Source organism: Nocardia sp. NPDC058480, assembly GCF_042720495.1.
In the GTDB taxonomy this organism is placed as follows: domain Bacteria; phylum Actinomycetota; class Actinomycetes; order Mycobacteriales; family Mycobacteriaceae; genus Nocardia.
In genome coordinates this window covers 593,642-614,608 of record NZ_JBHXMN010000002.1, presented here as the reverse complement: position 1 = coordinate 614,608, position 20,967 = coordinate 593,642, and the positions used below count along the sequence as shown (strand labels likewise).

At 67.8% G+C, this 20,967-nt stretch carries 18 protein-coding genes; 11 read left to right on the top strand and 7 right to left on the bottom strand.

Features of this window, described 5'->3' with window-relative positions:
• Positions 1 to 2: 2 nt before the first annotated feature.
• From ACFWO8_RS08410 to ACFWO8_RS08390, 5 genes are read right to left on the bottom strand one after another with little or no spacing between them, the layout of a single operon-like run.
• Positions 3 to 1,256 carry a cysteine desulfurase gene (locus tag ACFWO8_RS08410; RefSeq protein ID WP_378945813.1) on the bottom strand — a complete coding sequence of 418 codons (1,254 nt, stop codon included), beginning with the start codon at positions 1,254 to 1,256 and terminating at the stop codon, positions 3 to 5.
• A gap of 1 nt (position 1,257) precedes the next feature.
• Positions 1,258 to 2,025 (bottom strand): Fe-S cluster assembly ATPase SufC, encoded by a 768-nt coding sequence (gene sufC / locus ACFWO8_RS08405; protein ID WP_378945810.1) that lies wholly within the window; start codon positions 2,023 to 2,025, stop codon positions 1,258 to 1,260.
• A gap of 32 nt (positions 2,026 to 2,057) precedes the next feature.
• Positions 2,058 to 3,236 carry a Fe-S cluster assembly protein SufD gene (gene sufD / locus ACFWO8_RS08400; RefSeq protein ID WP_378945807.1) on the bottom strand — a complete coding sequence of 393 codons (1,179 nt, stop codon included), beginning with the start codon at positions 3,234 to 3,236 and terminating at the stop codon, positions 2,058 to 2,060.
• The gene (gene sufB, locus ACFWO8_RS08395) at positions 3,236 to 4,672 is read right to left on the bottom strand and encodes a Fe-S cluster assembly protein SufB (RefSeq protein WP_378945804.1); all 1,437 of its coding nucleotides are present in this window, start codon (positions 4,670 to 4,672) and stop codon (positions 3,236 to 3,238) included. Before sufB ends, sufD begins: the two co-directional genes overlap by 1 nt.
• Complete coding sequence (locus tag ACFWO8_RS08390) at positions 4,669 to 5,463, bottom strand: helix-turn-helix transcriptional regulator (RefSeq protein WP_378945801.1); 795 nt, start codon at positions 5,461 to 5,463, stop codon at positions 4,669 to 4,671. Before ACFWO8_RS08390 ends, sufB begins: the two co-directional genes overlap by 4 nt.
• A 324-nt stretch (positions 5,464 to 5,787) precedes the next feature.
• Between ACFWO8_RS08390 and ACFWO8_RS08385 the strand changes: the two genes are divergently transcribed.
• The 5 genes from ACFWO8_RS08385 to ACFWO8_RS08365 all read left to right on the top strand — a co-directional run bounded on the left by ACFWO8_RS08385 (position 5,788) and on the right by ACFWO8_RS08365 (position 11,410).
• Complete coding sequence (locus tag ACFWO8_RS08385; RefSeq protein WP_378945797.1) at positions 5,788 to 6,738, top strand: rhomboid family intramembrane serine protease; 951 nt, start codon at positions 5,788 to 5,790, stop codon at positions 6,736 to 6,738.
• A gap of 128 nt (positions 6,739 to 6,866) precedes the next feature.
• Entirely contained in the window at positions 6,867 to 8,585 is a 1,719-nt protein-coding gene (mptB, locus tag ACFWO8_RS08380) for a polyprenol phosphomannose-dependent alpha 1,6 mannosyltransferase MptB (RefSeq protein WP_378945794.1), read from the top strand.
• Between the two features lie 73 nt (positions 8,586 to 8,658).
• Positions 8,659 to 9,591, top strand: a complete 933-nt coding sequence (locus ACFWO8_RS08375) for an ABC transporter ATP-binding protein (protein WP_378945791.1) — start codon at positions 8,659 to 8,661, stop codon at positions 9,589 to 9,591.
• Positions 9,588 to 10,370, top strand: a complete 783-nt coding sequence (locus ACFWO8_RS08370; RefSeq protein ID WP_378945788.1) for an ABC transporter permease — start codon at positions 9,588 to 9,590, stop codon at positions 10,368 to 10,370. Before ACFWO8_RS08375 ends, ACFWO8_RS08370 begins: the two co-directional genes overlap by 4 nt.
• Positions 10,371 to 10,438: 68 nt before the next feature.
• A complete protein-coding gene (locus tag ACFWO8_RS08365) occupies positions 10,439 to 11,410 on the top strand; it encodes a heme A synthase (RefSeq protein WP_378945785.1) in 972 nt (323 codons plus the stop codon).
• Positions 11,411 to 11,480: 70 nt separating this feature from the next.
• Here the strand turns inward: ACFWO8_RS08365 and ACFWO8_RS08360 are convergent, their stop codons facing one another.
• The gene (locus tag ACFWO8_RS08360) at positions 11,481 to 11,846 is read right to left on the bottom strand and encodes a hypothetical protein (protein ID WP_378945782.1); all 366 of its coding nucleotides are present in this window, start codon (positions 11,844 to 11,846) and stop codon (positions 11,481 to 11,483) included.
• A 76-nt stretch (positions 11,847 to 11,922) separates the two neighbouring features.
• Between ACFWO8_RS08360 and ACFWO8_RS08355 the strand changes: the two genes are divergently transcribed.
• The gene (locus ACFWO8_RS08355) at positions 11,923 to 12,888 is read left to right on the top strand and encodes a quinone oxidoreductase family protein (RefSeq protein ID WP_378945779.1); all 966 of its coding nucleotides are present in this window, start codon (positions 11,923 to 11,925) and stop codon (positions 12,886 to 12,888) included.
• A 97-nt stretch (positions 12,889 to 12,985) separates the two neighbouring features.
• Here ACFWO8_RS08355 and ACFWO8_RS08350 read toward each other — a convergent pair whose 3' ends face one another.
• Entirely contained in the window at positions 12,986 to 13,978 is a 993-nt protein-coding gene (locus ACFWO8_RS08350) for a heme o synthase (protein ID WP_378945776.1), read from the bottom strand.
• A gap of 440 nt (positions 13,979 to 14,418) precedes the next feature.
• Between ACFWO8_RS08350 and tkt the strand changes: the two genes are divergently transcribed.
• From tkt to pgl, 5 genes are read left to right on the top strand one after another with little or no spacing between them, the layout of a single operon-like run.
• Complete coding sequence (tkt, locus tag ACFWO8_RS08345; RefSeq protein WP_378945772.1) at positions 14,419 to 16,560, top strand: transketolase; 2,142 nt, start codon at positions 14,419 to 14,421, stop codon at positions 16,558 to 16,560.
• A 4-nt stretch (positions 16,561 to 16,564) separates the two neighbouring features.
• Entirely contained in the window at positions 16,565 to 17,698 is a 1,134-nt protein-coding gene (gene tal, locus ACFWO8_RS08340) for a transaldolase (protein ID WP_378945769.1), read from the top strand.
• A gap of 4 nt (positions 17,699 to 17,702) precedes the next feature.
• A complete protein-coding gene (gene zwf, locus ACFWO8_RS08335) occupies positions 17,703 to 19,274 on the top strand; it encodes a glucose-6-phosphate dehydrogenase (RefSeq protein ID WP_378945766.1) in 1,572 nt (523 codons plus the stop codon).
• Positions 19,271 to 20,179, top strand: coding sequence for a glucose-6-phosphate dehydrogenase assembly protein OpcA (gene opcA / locus ACFWO8_RS08330; RefSeq protein WP_378946263.1), 909 nt, complete (start codon positions 19,271 to 19,273; stop codon positions 20,177 to 20,179). Before zwf ends, opcA begins: the two co-directional genes overlap by 4 nt.
• Positions 20,172 to 20,957, top strand: coding sequence for a 6-phosphogluconolactonase (pgl, locus tag ACFWO8_RS08325; RefSeq protein ID WP_378945763.1), 786 nt, complete (start codon positions 20,172 to 20,174; stop codon positions 20,955 to 20,957). Before opcA ends, pgl begins: the two co-directional genes overlap by 8 nt.
• The last annotated feature ends 10 nt before the right edge of the window (positions 20,958 to 20,967 follow it).

The following is a 20,967-nucleotide window of genomic DNA, read 5'->3' as shown; positions in this document are numbered from 1 at the left end:
TTCTATGCAACCCCGAAGAAGCTCTTGGCCTTCCGCACGGCGGCAACCAGTGCGTCGACCTCGTCGAGTGTGTTGTAGACGGCGAACGAGGCACGCGCGGTGGCGGCGATACCGAACTTGCGGTGCAGCGGCCAGGCGCAGTGGTGTCCGACCCGGATGGCGACACCCTGGTCGTCGAGGATCTGGCCCACGTCGTGGGCGTGGATCCCGTCGACCACGAACGACACCGCGCCACCGCGATCGACGTTCTCGGTGGGCCCGATGATCCGCACACCGTCGATGCCGGACAGACCATCGAGCGCGGCACCGGTGAGCGCGTGCTCGTGGGCCGCGACGGCGTCCATGCCGAGGTCTTCGAGATACCGCACCGCGGCGGCCAGCCCGACCACCTGCGAGGTCATCGGCGTGCCCGCCTCGAAGCGCTGCGGCGGCGGCGCGTAGGTGGTCTTCTCCATGGTGACGGTCTCGATCATCGACCCACCGGTGATGAACGGCGGCGTCTCTTCCAGGAGCGCACGTCGGCCGTACAGTCCGCCCACGCCCATCGGGCCGAGCATCTTGTGGCCGGAGAACGCGGCGAAGTCGACACCGAGTGCGTGGAAGTCCACCGCCATGTGCGGCACCGACTGGCAGGCGTCGAGCACGACGAGCGCGCCGACTGCCTTTGCCCGACGGACCAATTCGTCCACCGGAGCCACCGCGCCGGTCACATTCGACTGGTGGCTGAACGCGAGAACCTTTGTCGCGGGCGACAGTTCGAGCGAATCCAGGTCGATGCGGCCGTCGTCGGTGATGCCGTACCACGTGAGCGTGGCACCGGTGCGACGCGCGAGCTCCTGCCACGGAACGAGATTCGCGTGGTGTTCGAGCTCGGTGATGACGATCTCGTCGCCGGGGCCCACCTTGTAGGGGAACCGGGCGTCACCGAACGCGTTGGCCACCAGGTTCAGCGACTCGGTCGCGTTCTTGGTGAACACGATCTCGCCGGGATCCGCGCCGACGAAGCGGGCGATATCGGCGCGTGCTTCCTCGTAGGAGTCGGTCGCCTCCTCCGCCAGCTGATGCGCACCGCGGTGCACGGCGGAGTTCCGGGTGAGCAAGAACTCGCGCTCGGCGTCCAGCACCTGCAGCGGACGCTGCGAGGTGGCACCGGAATCCAGGTACACCAACGGTTTCCCGTCCCGCACCGTGCGGTGCAGGATCGGGAAGTCGGCCCTGATCCGGGCCACGTCGAGGGCTGGCACCGTAGCGGTCATGTCAGGCTCCAGCGGTCGCGGACGTAAAACGCTCGTAGCCGTTCGCGTCGAGTTCCTCGGCCAGCTCGGAGCCACCTTCGGCGACGATCTTGCCGTTGACGAACACGTGCACGAAGTCGGGCTTGATGTAGCGCAGGATGCGGGTGTAGTGCGTGATCAGCAGCACGCCGCCCTCTTCGCGCTCCTTGTAGCGGTTGACGCCTTCGGAGACGATGCGCAGCGCGTCGACGTCGAGGCCGGAGTCGGTCTCGTCGAGGATCGCGATCTTCGGCTTGAGCAGACCCAGCTGCAGGACCTCGTGGCGCTTCTTCTCGCCACCGGAGAAGCCCTCGTTCACCGAACGGTCGGCGAAGGCCGCGTCGATATCGAGCTCCTTCATCGACTCCTTCACCTCCTTGACCCAGGTGCGCAGCTTGGGGGCCTCGCCGCGCACGGCGGTGGCGGCGGTGCGAAGGAAGTTCGACATCGAGACGCCGGGGACCTCGACCGGGTACTGCATGGCCAGGAACAGGCCGGCGCGGGCGCGCTCGTCGACCGACATGTCGAGCACGTTCTCACCGTCGAGGGTGATGGTGCCCTGGGTGACGGTGTACTTCGGGTGGCCCGCGATCACGTAGGACAGCGTGGACTTGCCCGAGCCGTTGGGGCCCATGATGGCGTGCGTCTCGCCCGACTTCACAGTCAGGTTGACGCCGTTGAGGATCTGCTTGGACTCACCCTCGGGGGTGGTGATCTCGGCGTGCAGGTCCTTGATTTCCAAGGTGGTCATCGAATTCGAATCCTTCGTGGGAAGTAGGTGAGTCAGATACCGACAGTGGCGAGTTCGGCCTCGATGGCCGCCTCGAGCCGCTCCCGGACCTCGGGGACCGTGACCTTCTGGATGATCTCGAAGAAGAAGCCACGCACCACCAGGCGGCGGGCGACGTCTTCGGGAATGCCGCGAGCGCGCAGGTAGAACAGCTGCTCGTCGTCGAAACGGCCGGTGGCGCTCGCGTGTCCGGCACCGGCGATCTCGCCGGTCTCGATCTCCAGGTTCGGCACCGAGTCGGCGCGCGCGCCGTCGGTGAGCACCAGGTTGCGGTTCGCCTCGTAGGTGTCGGTGCCCTCGGCGGCCGCGCGGATCAGCACGTCGCCGATCCAGACAGTGCGAGCGTCGCCCTTGGCCGAGGCCGGATCGCCCTGCAGCGCACCCTTGTACAGCACATTGGACTTGCAGTTGGGCTCGGCGTGATCGACCAGCAGACGCTGCTCGAAATGCTGGCCCGCGTCGGCGAAGTACAGGCCGAACAGCTCCGCTTCACCACCGGGACCGGCGTAGCGCACGGTGCCGGACAGGCGAACCAGGTCACCGCCGAGGGTCGCCGACACGTGGCGCAGGTTCGCGTCACGGCCCAGCTTCAGGTGATGCGCGGTGACGTGCACGGCGTCTTCGTTCCATTCCTGGACCGCGACGACGGTGAGCTTGGCGCTGTCACCGAGCACGAATTCGACGTTCTCGGCGAAGGTTCCGCTGCCGCGCTGGTCGATGACCACGGTGGCGACGGCGAAGTTGTCCAGGCGCACCTGCAGGTGACCGTAGGCGGTCTTGCCCTCACCGGGACCGGTGATGGTGACGGTGACCGGGTCCGAGACCTCGGTTTCCGGGCCGACGGTGATCACGGTCGCCGATTCGAAGCCCGAATAGGCTTGGGCGGCAACACGATCCGCGGGGGTACCGGCCTGTCCGAGACGAGAGTCGGTGCGACCCACCGTTTCCACGGTGACTCCGGCGACCTCGCTCACCTCGACGGTGGCTACACCATCGGCAACGGCGGTGCCGTCGTGCAGGCCGCGCAGGCGGCGCAGCGGGGTGAACCGCCACGCCTCGTCGCGACCCGACGGGATCTCGAACTGGTCGACGTCGAACGAGGTGAAGACCTCGCCCTTGTTGACCGCGGCGCCCGCGCCAGGGTTCTGGGTCGGCGTCTCGAGCGTCGACATCAGCCCACGGCCCCTTCCATCTGCAGCTCGATGAGCCGGTTCAGTTCCAATGCGTATTCCATCGGCAATTCCTTGGCGATCGGCTCCACGAAGCCGCGCACCACCATCGCCATCGCCTCGTCCTCGGTGAGGCCGCGGCTCATCAGGTAGAACAGCTGCTCCTCGGAGACCTTCGAGACGGTCGCCTCGTGACCCATCGTCACGTCGTCCTCGCGGATGTCGACGTAGGGGTAGGTGTCGGAGCGGCTGATGGTGTCGACCAGCAGCGCGTCACACTTCACGGTCGACTTCGACCCGTTGGCGCCCTTGTTGATCTGGACCAGACCGCGGTACGACGCGCGACCGCCGCCACGCGCCACCGACTTCGACACGATGGTCGAGGAGGTGTGCGGGGCCAGGTGCAGCATCTTGGCGCCGGTGTCCTGGTGCTGGCCGGGGCCCGCGAACGCGACCGAGAGGACCTCGCCGTGCGCGTGCTCGCCGGTCATCCAGACCGCCGGGTACTTCATGGTGACCTTGGAGCCGATGTTGCCGTCGACCCACTCCATGGTGGCGCCCGCCTCGGCCTTGGCCCGCTTGGTGACCAGGTTGTACACGTTGTTCGACCAGTTCTGGATGGTCGTGTAGCGGCAGCGGCCGCCCTTCTTCACGATGATCTCCACGACCGCGGAGTGCAGCGAGTCGGACTTGTAGATCGGGGCTGTACAACCCTCGACGTAGTGGACGTAGGCGTCCTCGTCGACGATGATCAGCGTCCGCTCGAACTGGCCCATGTTCTCGGTGTTGATCCGGAAGTAGGCCTGCAGCGGGATGTCGACGTGCACGCCCGGCGGCACGTAGATGAACGAGCCACCCGACCAGACGGCGGTGTTGAGCGCGGAGAACTTGTTGTCACCGGCGGGGATGACCGAACCGAAGTACTGGTGGAAGATCTCCGGGTGCTCCTTCAACGCCGTATCGGTGTCGAGGAAGATGACGCCCTGCTTCTCCAGGTCCTCGCGGATGGAGTGGTAGACGACCTCGGACTCGTACTGCGCCGCGACACCGGACACCAGACGCTGCTTCTCCGCTTCCGGGATGCCCAGCTTGTCGTAGGTGTTCTTGATGTCCTCGGGCAGGTCTTCCCAGCTCTCGGCCTGCTTCTCGCTCGAGCGCACGAAGTACTTGATGTTGTCGAAGTCGATGCCGCCGAGGTCCGAACCCCAGTTCGGCATGGGCTTGCGGTCGAAGATGCGCAGCGCCTTGAGGCGCACGTCGAGCATCCACTCCTCTTCGCTCTTCTTCGCCGAGATGTCGCGGACGACGGCCTCCGACAGGCCACGTTGCGCACTGGCGCCTGCCACATCGGAGTCGGACCAGCCGTAACCGTAGGTGCCCAGCGAGGCGATGGTTTCGTCCTGGGTGAGCGGTTGCACCTGGTCGGTAGAGGTCGTCATTCGGCACTCCTTCCGGAGTCGTTCGTTCGTCCCGCTGCGGGCTGTGCAGCGGATGGGATCTTCGGCACCGCGACCAGCGGTACGTGGGTGGTGCAGGCGCAATCGCCGTTGGCGATGGTCGCAAGTCGCTGCACGTGGGTGCCGAGCAGGTCGCGGAAAGCGTCCAATTCGGCGGCGCACAGCTGCGGGAACTCCTCGGCGACGTGGGCCACCGGGCAGTGGTGCTGACAGATCTGCACACCGGCGCCGACCTGACGGGTGGTGGCGGCGAAACCGGCCTCGGCGAACGCTTCCGCGATCTCCTCCACCTTGGCTTCGATCACCGGTGCGGTGTGGTCGGCGACGGGCTCGATGCCGTCGACGATCACGCGAACCCGCTTGCGCGCGAATTCGGCGATCGCGGCGTCGCCACCGATCTCGCCGAGCTGGCGAATCGCCGCACCGGCCAGATCGTCGTAGGCGTGGCCGAGATTGCCCCGGCCCGCCGCGGTGAGCTGGTACTGCTTGGCCGGCCTGCCGCGCCCTTTCTGCTGCCACGGCGCCGAGCGGTTCGCCCGAGCCTGGCCCGCGTCGATGAGCGCGTCGAGGTGCCTGCGCACCCCGGCGGGCGCGAGACCGAGTTCGGTGCCGATCGCCGTCGCGGTGATCGGCCCCTGCTCCAGCAGCAACTGGACGATAGCCGCCCTGGTCTGCCCTTCGTGTGCGGTCGCCGCGGGGACAGCAGACGACCGAGTGCCGGTCGTCTTACGACCGTCACTTTCCACGTCTGTCCGCAAACCCACGGTTTTCACAACACCAGTGTGGCGGAATTGCTTCCCTAAATCTAATAAGGGTCACCTGACAAAGGGTGCCCTGACCTGCGATGAAGATCATCGGGACGCCCCCTCACCCGATAAAACCCCAGGTGCGGCCCTTTCGAGCCGATCGCCGACGCTCAGCCAGGTGACCCATCGCACAGGTCTTCCACCGCGACCGCCTGGCGGCAGGCACCGCCGCGCCCGGCGCCGGACAGCGCGTCACCACGCTCTCACGGCGTTGCTCGCGAGCGATCTTCGCACCACATCGTAGCGATCGGCGGTCCGGGTGCGCGGTGGCGAACGAGGCGGTCGGGGGCCGTGGTCTGGCACGATGGCAGGGTGTCGAACCCGCTCACACCAACGTGTGTCCGTCATCCTGATCGGCCTACCGCACTCGCGTGTACGCGATGCGGGCGGCCCGCCTGTCCGGAATGCCTGCGCCCGGCTTCGGTCGGGCAGCACTGTGTCGACTGTGTGCGGCAGGGGCAGCGGGACGTGCGGCCGGTACGGACCGTCAGCGGGGCACGCCAAGGCGGGGCCGTGCCCTATGTGAGCTACGGGTTGATCGCGGTCAATGTGCTGGTCTATGTGATCACCGCGGCGCAGGCCGGAAGTCCGATGGACAACTATCGCGGATCGTCGGTGTTCCGCGAGTTCGTCCTGGTCCCGCTGCTGGTGGCCGACGGCGAGTGGTGGCGACTGCTCGGATCGGGGTTCCTGCATTACGGCGCGATCCATCTGCTGGTCAACATGTTCGCCCTCTATGTCGTCGGTCGCGACCTCGAGCAGGTGCTCGGCCGGGTCAGGTATGGGTGCGTCTATCTGGTTTCGCTGCTCGGTGGGTCGGCGGCGGTGATGGCGCTGTCGGACTCGGTGACGGCGACGGCCGGTGCCTCCGGCGCGGTATACGGCCTGTTCGGCGCTGTCACGGTGACGCTGATCCGGTTGCGGCAGAGCCCGACGCCGATGTTGGTGGTCATCGGTGTGAATGTGCTGATCAGTTTCTCGATCCCGGGGATCTCGCTGTGGGGCCACCTCGGCGGTCTGGCCGCGGGCACGTTGAGCGCGCTCGGCATCCTGTTCGTGCCCGGCTGGCTGTCGGCCCGCGATCAGCAGTCCGCCCAGCGCATCGGCTGGGCGACATTGGGCACGGTCGCGGTGATCTGCGTGGCCGTGATCATCGCCGCCGTACTGTCGCTGCGCTCACAGCCGGTATTCGTCGGACCACCTGCCGTGACCGCGCCGACGCCCGTCGAAGCACCAAGGTAGTTCGCTGCGACCGTGCGTAACCGGCCGACGAGCGCTGTCGCCCTGCACCCATTGGGCGCACCTTCACCTTCGCTCCCGCTGTGCGCGAATGAACCCTGCCGGGTCCGCGCACACTAGGCTCTGACTTCGTGGCGGTACTGGAGGGCGCGGCGCGCAAGACACTGGCGTTCGGGCGGCGAGCTCTCGGGCTCGACGTGTCGACGCCCGATCACACCGTCGCGGTGCTGCATCGCGACGAGACCGAGGTCCCCGGGCTCGACAAGCGCGAACGCGCGCAATTGGACCGGATCCGGCTGATGGGCGCGACCGGCACGGTGCTCATGGCGATCGCGGCCCTCGGGATCGGCGCCCAACCGGTGCATCAGAACCCGGTCTCGGGTGTGCGGGTGCTCGGTATCTTCGCGCGAGCGCACACCGGGTCACTCGCGATGTGCATGTTCGGCACCGCGCTGGTGATCGGGGCGTGGTTGCTGCTGGGGCGGTTCGCGATCGGTGGCCTCGCGGGATCACCGTTGCACCGGCTGACCCGCTCGCAACTGGATCGCACCCTGCTGCTGTGGATCATCCCGCTGTCCGTGGCTCCACCGATGTTCAGCAACGACGTCTATTCCTATCTGGCGCAGAGCGAGATCGCCGCCCGCGGGATCGATCCGTATTCCGAAGGGCCGGTCGCCGGACTCGGGATCGACAATGTGCTGACCAACAATGTGCCGACGATCTGGCGTGATACGCCCGCGCCGTACGGTCCGCTTTTCCTGTGGATCGGCCGCGGGATCGCGGAACTGACCGGAGAGAACATCATCGCCGGCGTATGGGCACACCGGTTGCTGGCGTTGGCGGGGGTGGCCTTGATCGTGTGGGCGCTGCCGCGGTTGTCGGTGCGGTGCGGGGTGGCGCCGGTAAGTGCGTTGTGGCTCGGTGCGGCCAACCCGCTGGTGCTGCTCCACCTGGTCGGCGGCGTGCACAACGACGCGATGATGCTCGGCTTGATGCTCGCCGGTGTCGAGTTGACGCTGCGCGCGATCTACGGCGAAGGAGGCAGACCCGACCCGCTGATGGCAACGAATCGACCACCTTTCGACGCCCGCGCCTACGGCCTGCTGATCTGTGGCGCCATAGTGATCACCCTGTCGTCCTCGTTCAAACTCACCTCGATCATCGCGCTCGGCTTCGTCGGGATGGCGCTGGCCAGGCGTTGGGGCGGCACCTTCACGGCCGTCGTCAAGTCTGCGGCGATGTTGGGCGTCATTGCTGTGGCGACAACGCTTTTCATCGGATTCATCAGCGGGCTCGGCTTCGGCTGGGTCCATACCCTGGGAGTCGCGGGCGCGGTGCGCAGTTGGATGTCACTGCCGACCATTGTCGGGATCGTCACAGGATTTGGCGGCGTACTGCTCGGCCTGGGCGACCATACGACCGCACTGCTGTCGATCACCCGCCCGATCGCGGGGGCGGTGGCGGCCTTCATCACCGTCCGCATGCTCGTCGCCACCGGCCTGGGCCGACTCCATCCGGTCGGCGCGCTCGGTGTCTCCCTCGCGGCGATCGTGCTGCTGTTCCCGGTGGTCCAACCCTGGTACCTGCTGTGGGCGATCGTGCCGCTGGCCGCGTGGGCGACTCAACCCGCGTTCAGAGTCCCCGCCGTCGCGTTCTCGGCGATACCCTCGATGCTGACGATGCCGCGCGGCGCGGAGTTCCAGGTTTTCCAGATCGTCGGCGCCGCACTGGCGGCCGTGGTGTGCTTCGCGCTGTTCTTCGCGCTCACCCGCCACACCCTGCCCTGGCGGGCACAGTCGGGGGTGTCGGCTCCGTCACAGGAGGCCACGCCTTACCGTGTGACAACGTGAGGGAGCGCAGCGAGCGAACCAAGGGCACAGCACCTTTTGGCGCGACGGAGCCGAGTGTCAGGCAGGCGCGGTCGTGACAAGTCGCCCTGGACCCGCCGTGAGCGTCGACGGTGTGGTCAAGCGCTATGGCGAGACCACCGCAGTAGACGGTCTCCGGTTCGACGTAGAGCCCGCCCAGGTGTTCGCTCTGCTCGGTCCCAACGGCGCGGGCAAGACCACCACCGTCGAGATGTGCGAAGGCTTCGTGCGCCCGGACGCGGGCACCGTCCGCGTCCTCGGCCTCGACCCGATCGCCGACTCCGAACAGCTGCGCCCACGCATCGGCGTGATGCTCCAGGGCGGCGGCGCCTATCCCGGTGCCCGCGCGGGCGAGATGCTCGACCTGGTCGCGGCCTACTCCGCCGATCCCATCGACCCCGACTGGCTGCTGTCGACGCTGGGCCTGCAGGACAATCGCCGCACCCCCTATCGTCGCCTGTCCGGTGGCCAGCAACAGCGGCTCGCCTTGGCTTGCGCGCTCGTCGGCAAGCCCGAGATCGTGTTCCTCGACGAACCAACCGCCGGGCTGGACGCCCAGGCCAGGCTGATCGTCTGGGAACTCATCGACGCCCTGCGCCGCGACGGCGTGAGCGTCGTGCTCACCACGCACATGATGGACGAGGCCGAACAGCTCGCCGACCAGCTCGTCATCATCGATCACGGGCAGATCGTCGCCCAGGGCACCCCCGCCGAGGTCACCGCCCACGGCGCGGCAGGCCAGCTGAGGTTCTGCGCACCGCCGAAACTCGACCTGAAACTGCTCACATCGGCTCTGCCGGAAGGCTTTTCGCCACGCGAGACGACGCCGGGCACCTATCTCGTCGAGGGTGAGATCAACCCGCAGGTGCTGGCCACCGTCACCGCCTGGTGCGCCAGGATGGACGTGCTGGCCACCGACATCCGCATCGACCAGCGTCGCCTCGAAGACGTCTTCCTCGAACTGACCGGACGGGACCTGCGCGGATGAGCGAGACCACCAGCCGTTTCCTGCCCGGCACCTTCACGCCCGACCCGCGTCCCGCCACGCGTACCGCGATGCTCACAGCGCAGACCGGGCTCGAGCTGAAACTGTTGCTGCGCAACGGCGAACAGCTGCTGCTCACCATGTTCATCCCGATCACCCTGCTCATCGGGCTCACCCTGCTGCCGTTCGGCGACCTCGGCGAGCACCGGGTCGACCGGATCGTGCCGATGGTGATGATGACCGCGGTGATGTCGACCGCGTTCACCGGCCAGGCCATCGCCGTCGGCTTCGACCGTCGCTACGGCGCCCTCAAACGGCTCGGCGCAACACCGCTGCCCCGCTGGGGCGTGATCGCGGGCAAGTGCGCGGCCGTGCTGATCGTGGTGGTGCTGCAGGCGATGCTGCTGGGTGCGATCGGCGTCGCGCTGGGGTGGCGGCCGGGCATCGGCGGACTCGCCCTCGGCGCGCTGGTGATCGCCCTCGGCACGGCCACCTTCGCGGCGATGGGGCTGCTGCTGGGCGGGACGCTCAAGGCCGAGGTCGTGCTCGCGCTGGCCAATATCTTGTGGTTCATCATGCTCGGCATCGCCAGCCTGGTGCTCGTCGGCGACACCCTGCCCACCGCGCTGACCGTGATCGCGCGGCTCATCCCGTCCGGCGCGCTGGCTTACGCGCTGGACACGGCCCTGTCGGGATCGATCGACTGGTTCGGGGTGGCGGTGCTCGCGGCGTGGGGCGTGGTGTGCGGGTGGCTCGCGACCCGGCTGTTCCGCTTCAGCTGACGTGACCAACGACGCACTGTAGTAGCCCTGGTATCAGCGCCGAATTCCCGGCCGGTACCATTCCTGACGTGCTGTATCGCGCCTTCGTTGGCCTCGTCGACCGGCTGCCGCTCCCCTCGCTGCGGGTGCAGCGGCTCATCGCCATCGCGGTGATCCTCAGCCAGGCGGGAATCTCGGTGACCGGCGCGATCGTTCGCGTCACCGCCTCCGGCCTCGGCTGCCCGACCTGGCCGCAGTGCTTCCCCGGCAGCTTCACCCCGATCGGGGTCTCGGAAGTACCGGTCCTGCACCAGACCGTGGAGTTCGGCAACCGGCTGCTCACCTTCGCGGTGACGCTGTGCGCCGCGTTGATCGTGCTGGCCGTCGTCCGGGCGCGCAGGCGCAAGGAAGTTCTGGTCTACGCCTGGCTGATGCCCGGCGGCACCGTGGTGCAGGCGATCATCGGCGGGATCACCGTGCGCACCGGGCTGCTGTGGTGGACCGTGGCCGTGCACCTGCTCGTCTCGATGGTGATGGTGTGGCTCGCGGTGGTGCTGTACGCGAAGATCAGCGAACCCGACGACGGCATCGAGACCGTCCAGGTGCCCGCTCCCCTGCGCTGGCTCACCGCGCTGTCCGGCGTGGCGCTCGCGGGTGTGCTCATCGCGGGCACACTGGTCACCGCGGCCGGGCCGCATGCCGGCGACAAGAGTATCGAGCGGCAGGTCGAGCGACTCGAGGTCGAGATCGTCACGCTCGTGCACCTGCACTCGCAGTTGCTGATCGGCTACCTGGCGCTGCTGATCGGGCTCGCCTTCGGCCTGTACGCCGTCGGTATGTCGGCGGCCATCCGCAAGCGCTTGTTCGTGCTGCTCGGGCTGGTACTGGCGCAGGCGCTCGTCGGCATCGTCCAGTACTTCACCGACGTACCTGCCGCGCTCGTCGCGATCCACGTCGGTGGAGCCGCGGCCTGCACCGCGGCGACCGCCGCACTGTGGGCATCGCTGCGTACCCGCGAGACGATCGACGCGCCCGCCTTGTCACAGACTTCCGCGCGCTGAGGCCTGACACCTCGGACAACGAAAAAGCCCGCGTCGCAGTGCGATTCGCGGGCTTTCTCGTCAGTGGTCGTCAGGCGCCTGCGAACAACTTCGAGTTGCGCGCCTTGGGGAACTTGGTCTGACGGGCGACCCAGCCGGCCATCTTGGCCCAGTGCGACGCGGCCGGGGTAACGACCGAGACCAGCTCGCGGTTCCACTCGTCGGTCTCGGCGAGACCGTCGACGCGCTCGACAATCGCCTTCGCGATCGCCATATCGCCGACTACCCGGTCGCCGAGGATGCCGTCGGCACCGACCAGGGTGATCCGCACGCCCTGCTTGCCCATGTACTGCAGCACGGCCGTGCCCGAACCACCGTGCTCGGCGACGAACTTCACGATGGACTTCTCGACCTCGGCCGGCACCTTCACGGCCTCGGGGGCGGCGGTTGTACTCATGGAGGCGAGTTTACCGGCCGGTAGTTTCCAGTCCAGCCCCGAGTGGTCTGGAACACGAGGTGTAGAAAGAGAACTCATGCGCGCGATTCAGGTTTCCGAGCACGGTGGTCCCGAGGTCCTGCAGTACGTCGAGGTGGCAGACCCGCAGGCCGGACCGGGTCAGCTGCTGGTCGAGACCCAGGGTGTGGGTGTCAACTACATCGACATCTACTTCCGCACCGGCCAGTACCCGCAGGCGACGCCCTACCTTCCCGGCTCCGAGGGCACCGGCATCGTGGTGGCGATCGGCTCGGACGTCACCGAGTTCTCGATCGGCGACCGAGTCGCCTGGGCGTCGGCGCCCGGCAGCTACGCCGACATGGTCGCGGTCGACGAGGCCGTCGCGGTGAAGGTGCCCGACGACGTCGACCCCGCCGTCGCGGCGGCCGCCCTGCTCCAGGGCATGACCGCGCACTACCTGACCGAATCGGTGTTCTCCCCCGAACCCGGCGACCCGGTGCTCATCCACGCGGGCGCGGGCGGCGTCGGCCTGCTGCTCACTCAGATGGCCGTCGCGAAGGGCGCCAGGGTGATCACCACGGTCTCCACCGACGCCAAGGAGAAACTCTCCCGCGAAGCAGGCGCCACCGACGTCCTGCACTACGGCGACGACCTCGCGGCCCGAGTCCGCGACCTCACCGACGGCATCGGCGTCGCCGCGGTCTACGACGGCGTCGGCGCCAGCACCTTCGAAGCGAGCCTCGCCTCGCTCCGCATCCGCGGCACCCTCGCCCTCTTCGGCGCGGCCAGCGGCCCGGTCCCACCCTTCGACCCCCAGCGCCTCAACCCCGCCGGTTCGCTGTGGCTGACTCGCCCGTCCCTGGGCGCATACACCCGCGACCGCACCGAATTCCTCTGGCGCGCAACGGATGTCTTCGACTGGATCGCCGCAGGAACAGTGAACCTTCGCATCGGCGCCACCTATCCGTTGACCGACGCGGCCCAGGCGCATCGCGACTTGGCCGACCGCAAGACCACCGGCTCGATCGTCCTGCTGCCCTAGCCGGCGGAGGCCGGGCACTCTGGTGCCCGGCCTGCGGGCCTGGTCCGGAAACAACAGTGGCCGGGCAATCACTGCCCGGCCACTGTTCGCGAATGTCTTACAGCCCGATGAGGCTGCCCACCGTGTCCCAGCCGAGCACCGAGTCGACAGCCAGACCACAGAACACCACCGCGAGGTAGTTGTTCGACTGCAGGAACAACTTCAGCGGCTTCACCGGCTCACCACGGCGCACCCCGGCGTAGAGCTGGTGCGCCATCAGCAGGAACCAGGCACCGGCCACCAGCGCGACCGCCGCGTAGATGGCTCCCGTCGCGGGCACCAACGCCATCGTGGCGAGCACCGTCAACCAGGTGTAGATGACGATCTGCTTGGTCACCACCTGCTCGGTAGCGACCACCGGCAGCATCGGCACACCGGCCGCGCGGTAGTCCTCCTTGTAGCGCATGGCCAGCGCCCAGGTGTGCGGCGGCGTCCAGAAGAAGATCACCGCGAACAGCACCAGGGCGGGCCAGCCGATATCGCCGGTCACCGCGGACCAGCCGACCAATGCGGGCATACACCCGGCCGCGCCGCCCCACACCACGTTCTGCGAGGTCCGGCGCTTGAGGCCCTTGGTGTAGACGAAAACGTAGAACAGGATCGTCGCGACGACGAGCGCGCCGCTGAGCAGGTTGGCCTGCCACCACAACCAGGCGAAGGAGATCGCGCCGAGCACGACGCCGAATACGAGCGCGTGCGAGGTGGGCACCGCGTCGCGGGCGAGTGGCCGCCGTGCGGTCCGCTTCATCACCTTGTCGATGTCGGCGTCGGCGACACAGTTGAGGGTGTTGGCACTGGCCGCGCCCATCCAGCCACCGAACAGGGTGACCAGGATGAGCCGGATATCGACGGTGCCACGGTCCGCCAGCAGCATCGTCGGAATGGTCGCGACGAGCAGCAGCTCGATGACGCGTGGCTTGGTGAGCGCGATGTAGGCAAGGGGCTTGCGCACTATCCGCGCGGCGAGACTGTCGCCCGCGATGCGGTCGGCCAGCGCCGTCGACGAAGTTCCGTGCGCACCGCTATTACCCGGCTCGTGACCGATCCGCACTGTTTCTCCTCGCACGCTGTGCTTCGCTTCGCTTCGCATCCGGTAATGGAACGAGCAGCGCGCGGCTGCGGCGCGGCCACTACTACAGAGGATGGTAGACCCACTCACCTGCCGCTCCACGCCAGACCCCCGCCACCGTGGGCGCGGTCACTACGCCCGGCCACTGCTCATCGCGGGCCCACGTGGCGGTGAACCCGCACCGACGCGCAGGTGAACGCCCATCGCGCGCGCCGCGGCGATGGTCGATACCGCACACCGCCGGTACGCGGGGATCCGAACTAGACTCATCGCCAGGGTTCGCGCCAATCCGGTGTAGCGGCACCACTAGGGTATTCGGTGAACATCGGTACGCATCCCGGCCGCGTGCGACCCGCTTCGATCATCATCGCCGCTGCCAAGCTATCGCCGTCGACGAAACCTAGGTCAGGAGAACCACGGTCGTGCCAGTCACAGACGACATTCGCGCCCTCACTCAGCGGAACTACCCCAGCGACTGGACGGACATCGACACCAAGGCCGTCGACACCGCCCGGGTACTCGCTGCCGACGCCGTGCAGAAGGCGGGCAACGGGCACCCCGGCACCGCGATGAGCCTCGCGCCGGTCGCCTACACCCTCTTCCAGCGCACGATGCGCCATAACCCGGCAGAGCCGCGCTGGGTGGGTCGCGACCGGTTCGTGCTGTCCTGTGGGCATTCCAGCCTCACCCTCTACATCGAGCTCTACCTGGCCGGTTTCGGCCTGGAGCTGACCGATCTCGAGCAGCTGCGCCAGTGGGACTCGCTCACCCCGGGTCACCCCGAATTCCGCCACACCGACGGCGTCGAGATCACCACCGGCCCGCTGGGTCAGGGTCTGGCCTCGGCGGTCGGCATGGCGATGGCCGCGCGACGTGAGCGCGGGCTGTTCGATCCGGACGCCCCCGAGGGCACCAGCCCGTTCGACCACTTCATCTACACGATCGCCTCCGACGGCGACCTGCAGGAGGGCGTCACCGCCGAGGCCTCCTCGATCGCGGGCACCCAGCAGCTGGGCAACCTCGTGGTGATCTACGACGACAACGAGATCTCCATCGAGGACGACACCGACATCGCCTTCACCGAAGACGTGGCCAAGCGCTACGAGGCCTACGGCTGGCAGGTGCAGATCGTCGAAGGCGGCGAAGATGTGGTGGCCATCGAGAAGGCCCTCGACGCGGCCAGGGCCGAAACGTCCAAGCCCTCGATCATCATCCTGCGCACCATCATCGGCTTCCCCGCCCCGAACAAGATGAACACCGGTGGCGCGCACGGCGCCGCGCTCGGCCCCGACGAGGTCGCCGCGGTGAAGAAGGCGCTCGGCTTCGACCCGGAGAAGTCCTTCGACGTCGACCCGGCCGTCATCGAGCACACCCGCAAGGCACTGGCCCGCGGCGCCGAAGCACAGGCGAAGTGGCAGCAGAGCTTCGACCAGTGGGCCGAGGCCAACCCGTCGAACAAGGAACTCTTCGACCGCCTGCAGACCCGCTCGCTGCCCAAGGGCTGGACCGAAGCACTGCCGAGCTTCGAGGTCGATCCCAAGGGCATGGCCACCCGCAAGGCGTCGGGCAAGTTCCTCGCCGCGGTCGCCGACGAGCTGCCCGAGCTGTGGGGCGGTTCGGCCGACCTGGCCGAGTCCAACAACACCACGATGCCCGGCCAGGCGAGCTTCGGCCCCGAGTCGATCTCCACCGGCGCGTGGAAGGCCAACCCGTACGGGCGCACCCTGCACTTCGGTATCCGTGAGCACGCGATGGGCTCGATCCTCAACGGCATCGCACTGCACGGCCCGACCCGCCCCTACGGCGGCACCTTCCTCGTGTTCAGCGACTACATGCGCCCGGCCGTGCGCCTGGCCGCGCTGATGCGAGTGCCCGCCATCTACGTGTGGACCCACGACTCCATCGGCCTCGGCGAGGACGGCCCGACCCACCAGCCGATCGAGCACCTGGCCGCGCTGCGCGCGATCCCCGGCCTCAACGTGGTGCGCCCGGCCGACGCCAACGAGACCGTCCACGCCTGGCGCACCGTGCTCGAGCGTGACTCCGACGAGCACACCTCGCACTTCTCGGTGCACGAGTCGCCCCATCAGGACGGCCCGTCCGCGCTGGCACTGACCCGCCAGGACGTGCCGACCCTGGAGGGCACCAGCTACGAGGGTGTCAAGAAGGGCGGCTACGTGCTGGCCGAGGCATCCACCGGCACCCCGGAAGTGATCCTCATCAGCACCGGCTCCGAGGTCCACCTCGCGGTCGCCGCGCGCACTACGCTGGAAGAGCAGGGCATCCCGACCCGCGTGGTCTCGATGCCGTGTGTGGAGTGGTTCGACGCGCAGGATCAGGGATACCGCGACGAGGTGCTGCCCCCGTCGGTGCGGGCCAGAGTCGCGGTCGAGGCCGGTATCGCGATGCCGTGGTACCGATTCGTCGGTGACGCGGGCGAGATCGTGTCCATCGATCACTTCGGCGCGTCGGCCGACTACAAGACTCTGTACCGCGAATTCGGTATCACCCCCGATGCCGTCGTCCGCGCGGCACTGCGTTCCACCGACAAGGTGAAGGGGTAAGACCATGGAACAGAACGAGAATCTCGCCGCGCTCTCGGCCGCGGGCGTCTCGGTGTGGCTCGACGATCTCTCGCGTGATCGCATCCAGTCCGGCAATCTCGCCGAACTGATCGCGACCCGCAGCGTCGTCGGTGTCACCACCAACCCGAGCATCTTCCAGGCCGCGCTGAGTGTGGGCCACGCCTACGAAGCGCAGCTGAAAGACCTTGCGTCCCAAGGCGCCGACGCCGACGCGGCGATCCGCACGATGACCACCGACGATGTGCGCGCCGCCTGCGACGTGCTCGCGCCGGTGTTCGAATCGACCGGTGGCGTGGACGGGCGCGTGTCGATCGAGGTCGACCCGCGATTCGCCTTCGACGCCGACAAGACCGTCGCCCAGGCGATCGAGCTGTGGAAGATCGTCGACCGCAAGAACCTGTTCATCAAGATCCCGGCCACCGAGGCGGGCCTGCCCGCGATCACCTCGGTGATCGGCGAGGGCATCAGCGTGAACGTGACGCTGATCTTCTCGGTGCCGCGCTACCGCGCGGTGATGGGCGCCTACCTCGACGGTCTGCGCAACGCCAAGATCTCCGGCCACGACCTGGCCAAGATCCACTCGGTCGCGTCGTTCTTCGTCTCCCGGGTGGATACCGAGATCGACAAGCGCCTCGAGGCGATCGGCACCCCGGAAGCCCTTGCCCTGCGCGGCAAGGCCGGTGTGGCCAACGCCCGGCTGGCCTACGCCGAGTACCAGGACGTGTTCGACGGTGGCGCGCATACCTCCACCTACAACCACCTGGCCTCGCAGGGTGGCAACCGGCAGCGGCCCCTGTGGGCGTCGACCGGGGTGAAGAACCCCGACTACCCCGACACCCTCTACGTCACCGAACTCGTCGGCCCGAACACCGTCAACACCCTGCCGGAGAAGACGCTGCAGGCGTTCGCCGATCACGGTGAGGTGCTCGGCGACACCCTCAGCGGCCGTGGTGCCGAGGGCGCCCAGGTCTTCGCCGATCTGGCAGCGGCCGGTATCGATCTCGACGATGTGTTCGCGCTGCTCGAGCGCGAAGGCGTCGACAAGTTCGAGAGCGCGTGGGAAGAGTTGATCGAGGCCACCACCGGCGCGCTCGGCGTCGCGGCGGAGGGCAACTGACACGATGGCCGGCACAGCATCGACGGATCAGGCGGCGGGGCTGTGGCACAACCCGCTGCGCGACGAACGCGACAAACGTGTTCCCTTCATCGCGGGCCCGTGCTGCCTGGTGATCTTCGGTGTCACCGGAGATCTGTCCCGCAAGAAGCTGATGCCGGCCATCTATGACCTGGCGAACCAGGGGCTGTTGCCCCCTGGTTTCGCCCTGGTCGGCTTCGCCCGGCGCAATTACGCCGACGAAGACTTCGCCTCGGTGGTACTCGAGGCCGTGAAGAAGCACGCGCGCACCCCCTTCCGTCAGGAGGTCTGGGACCACCTGGCCGAGGGTGTGCGGTTCGTGCAGGGCAGTTTCGACGACGACGCGGCCTTCGCGACGCTCGCCGATACCTTGGCCAACCTCGACGAAACCCGGGGCACCGGCGGCAATTACGCGTTCTACCTGTCGATTCCGCCGAATATGTTCCCCGTGGTGCTCGATCAGCTCTCCGAACACCATCTGGCCCAGGCCAAACCCGAGCCCGACGGGTACACCCCGTGGCGGCGCGTGGTGATCGAGAAGCCGTTCGGCCACGACCTGACCAGCGCCAAGGAGCTCAATGCCCTGGTCAACCGGGTCTTCCCGGAGGAGCAGGTCTTTCGCATCGACCACTACCTCGGCAAGGAGACGGTCCAGAACATTCTGGCGCTGCGCTTCGCCAACGAGTTGTTCGAGCCGATCTGGAACGCCAACTATGTCGACAGCGTGCAGATCACCATGGCCGAGGACATCGGATTGGGTGGCCGCGCAGGCTATTACGACGGCATCGGCGCCGCGCGGGATGTCATCCAGAATCACCTGTTGCAGCTGCTCGCGCTGACGGCGATGGAGGAGCCCACTTCCTTCGAGCCGATGCAGCTCACCACCGAGAAGATCAAGGCCCTCTCGGCCACCAAACTCGTTGCGCCGCTGGATGAGACGACCGCGCGCGGGCAATACACCGAGGGCTGGCAGGGCAGCGAGCACGTGGTGGGCCTGCATCAGGAGGAGGGCTTCGATCCGCAGTCGCGGACCGAGACCTACGCCGCGCTCACCCTGCACGTGGAGAACCGGCGCTGGGCGGGTGTGCCGTTCTATCTGCGCACCGGAAAACGCTTGGGCCGCAGGGTGACCGAGATCGCGGTGGTGTTCAAGCGCGCGCCGCACCTGCCCTTCGACCAGACCATGACCGAGGAACTCGGCCAGAACGCGCTGGTCATCCGGGTGCAGCCGGACGAAGGCATCACCCTGCGCTTCGGCTCGAAAGTCCCGGGCTCGGGCATGGAAGTACGCGACGTGAACATGGACTTCAGCTACGGCGAGGCGTTCACCGAGTCCTCCCCCGAGGCCTACGAACGGCTGATCCTCGACGTGCTGCTCGGCGTGCCGTCGCTGTTCCCGGTGAACGCGGAGGTCGAATTGTCCTGGCGCATCCTCGATCCCGTGCTCGCGCACTGGGCAGCGGGCGGCAAACCCGAACCCTACGAGGCCGGTACCTGGGGTCCCACCTCGGCCGATGAGATGCTCGCGCGCAGCGGGCGGGAATGGCGGCGTCCGTGATCGTCGACATGCCCGACACCAACACCGTCGATGTCGGTAAGCGGATGGTGCAGTTGCGCGAGACCAACGGCGTGATCACCCAGGGCAGAGTGCTCACCCTGGTGGTCTGCACCTTGGACTCCTCCGAGGCCGAGGACGCGATCGACGCCGCCAACGACGCCAGCCGCGAGCATCCCTGCCGGGTGATCGTGTTGGCCCGCGGTGACCGCGACGCCGAGACCCGCCTCGACGCCCAGATCCGCGTCGGTGGTGACGCCGGTGCGGCCGAGGTGATCGTGCTGCGCCTGCAGGGCGCGCTGGTGAACCACGAGAGCAGCGTCGTGACCCCCTTCCTGCTGCCCGACACCCCGGTGGTGGCATGGTGGCCGCGTGGCGCGCCGGAGTACCCGTCGATGGACTCGGTGGGCAAGCTGGCCAAACGCCGCATCACCGACGCCACCTACGCCCCCGATCCCCAGGTCGCGATCAAGAAGCGCCGCTTCTCCTACGCGGCCGGTGACACCGATCTCGCGTGGAGCCGCATCACCTACTGGCGGGCCCTGCTGGCCGCGGCGCTCGACGAGCCACCGTTCGAACCGGTCACCTCGGTGACCGTGTCGGGTCTGGCCTCCGAACCCGCACTCGACACCCTGGCCGGCTGGCTGGCCTCGCGTCTGCACTGCCCGGTGATCCGCAAGACCGGAGAGTTGAAGGTCCTGATCCAGCGCGCCACCGATTCGATCGCCATCGAACGCCCGCAATTAGGAAGGACGGCAACGCTGACCCGCACCGGCGAACCCGACCAGCGGATCGCGCTGGCACGCCGGGAAACTCGCGATTGCCTCGCCGAAGAACTGCGCCGGCTCGACGCCGACGAGATCTACGCCGAGGCGCTCGCCGGAATCGAGAAGGTGACCTATGAGTGAGCATTTCGACAGCCACGACGACCTCGGTGCCGAATTCCCCGCCAACACCATCGAGATCCACGACGACGCCGACCTGCTCGCCGACGCGGCCGCCGAACGCTTCGTCGACGTGATCGTCGCCGCCCAGGCCGAACGCGGCAACGCCTCGGTCTCGCTCACCGGCGGCAGCGACGGCATCCGCCTGCTCCAACGTGTCCGCCAGTCCCCCGGCGACATCGACTGGTCCACCCTGTACGTCTATTGGGGCGACGAGCGTTTCGTCCCCGTCGGCGACAAGGACCGCAACGAACTCCAGGCCCGCGAGGCGCTCCTGGACTTCGTCCCGCTGAACCCGGCCCACGTCTTCCCGATAGGCCCCTCCGACGGCCCCTACAGCACCCCGGAGGAAGCCGCCGCCGCCTACGCCCAGCTCGTGCACACCGAACTCGACGAACGCGGCGAGTTCGACCTCACGGTCCTCGGCATGGGCCCCGAAGGCCACATCGACTCCTTGTTCCCGCACTCCCCCGCGGTGCAGGAGACAACGGATTACGTTGTCGCCGTTCACAATTGCCCGAAACCCCCGCCGACCAGGGTCACGATGACCCTGCCCGCGATCCACCGCTCCCGCCACGTGATGCTCGTGGTCAGCGGCGAAGCCAAAGCCGCCGCGGTAGCCGCCGCGGTAGGCGGCGCCTCCCCCGACGACATCCCGTCGGCAGGCGCGGTCGGCATCGAGTCGACCACCTGGGTGATCGATGAACCCGCGGCGACGGGTCTGCTGCTCGACGAGGATTAGCACGCTGAGC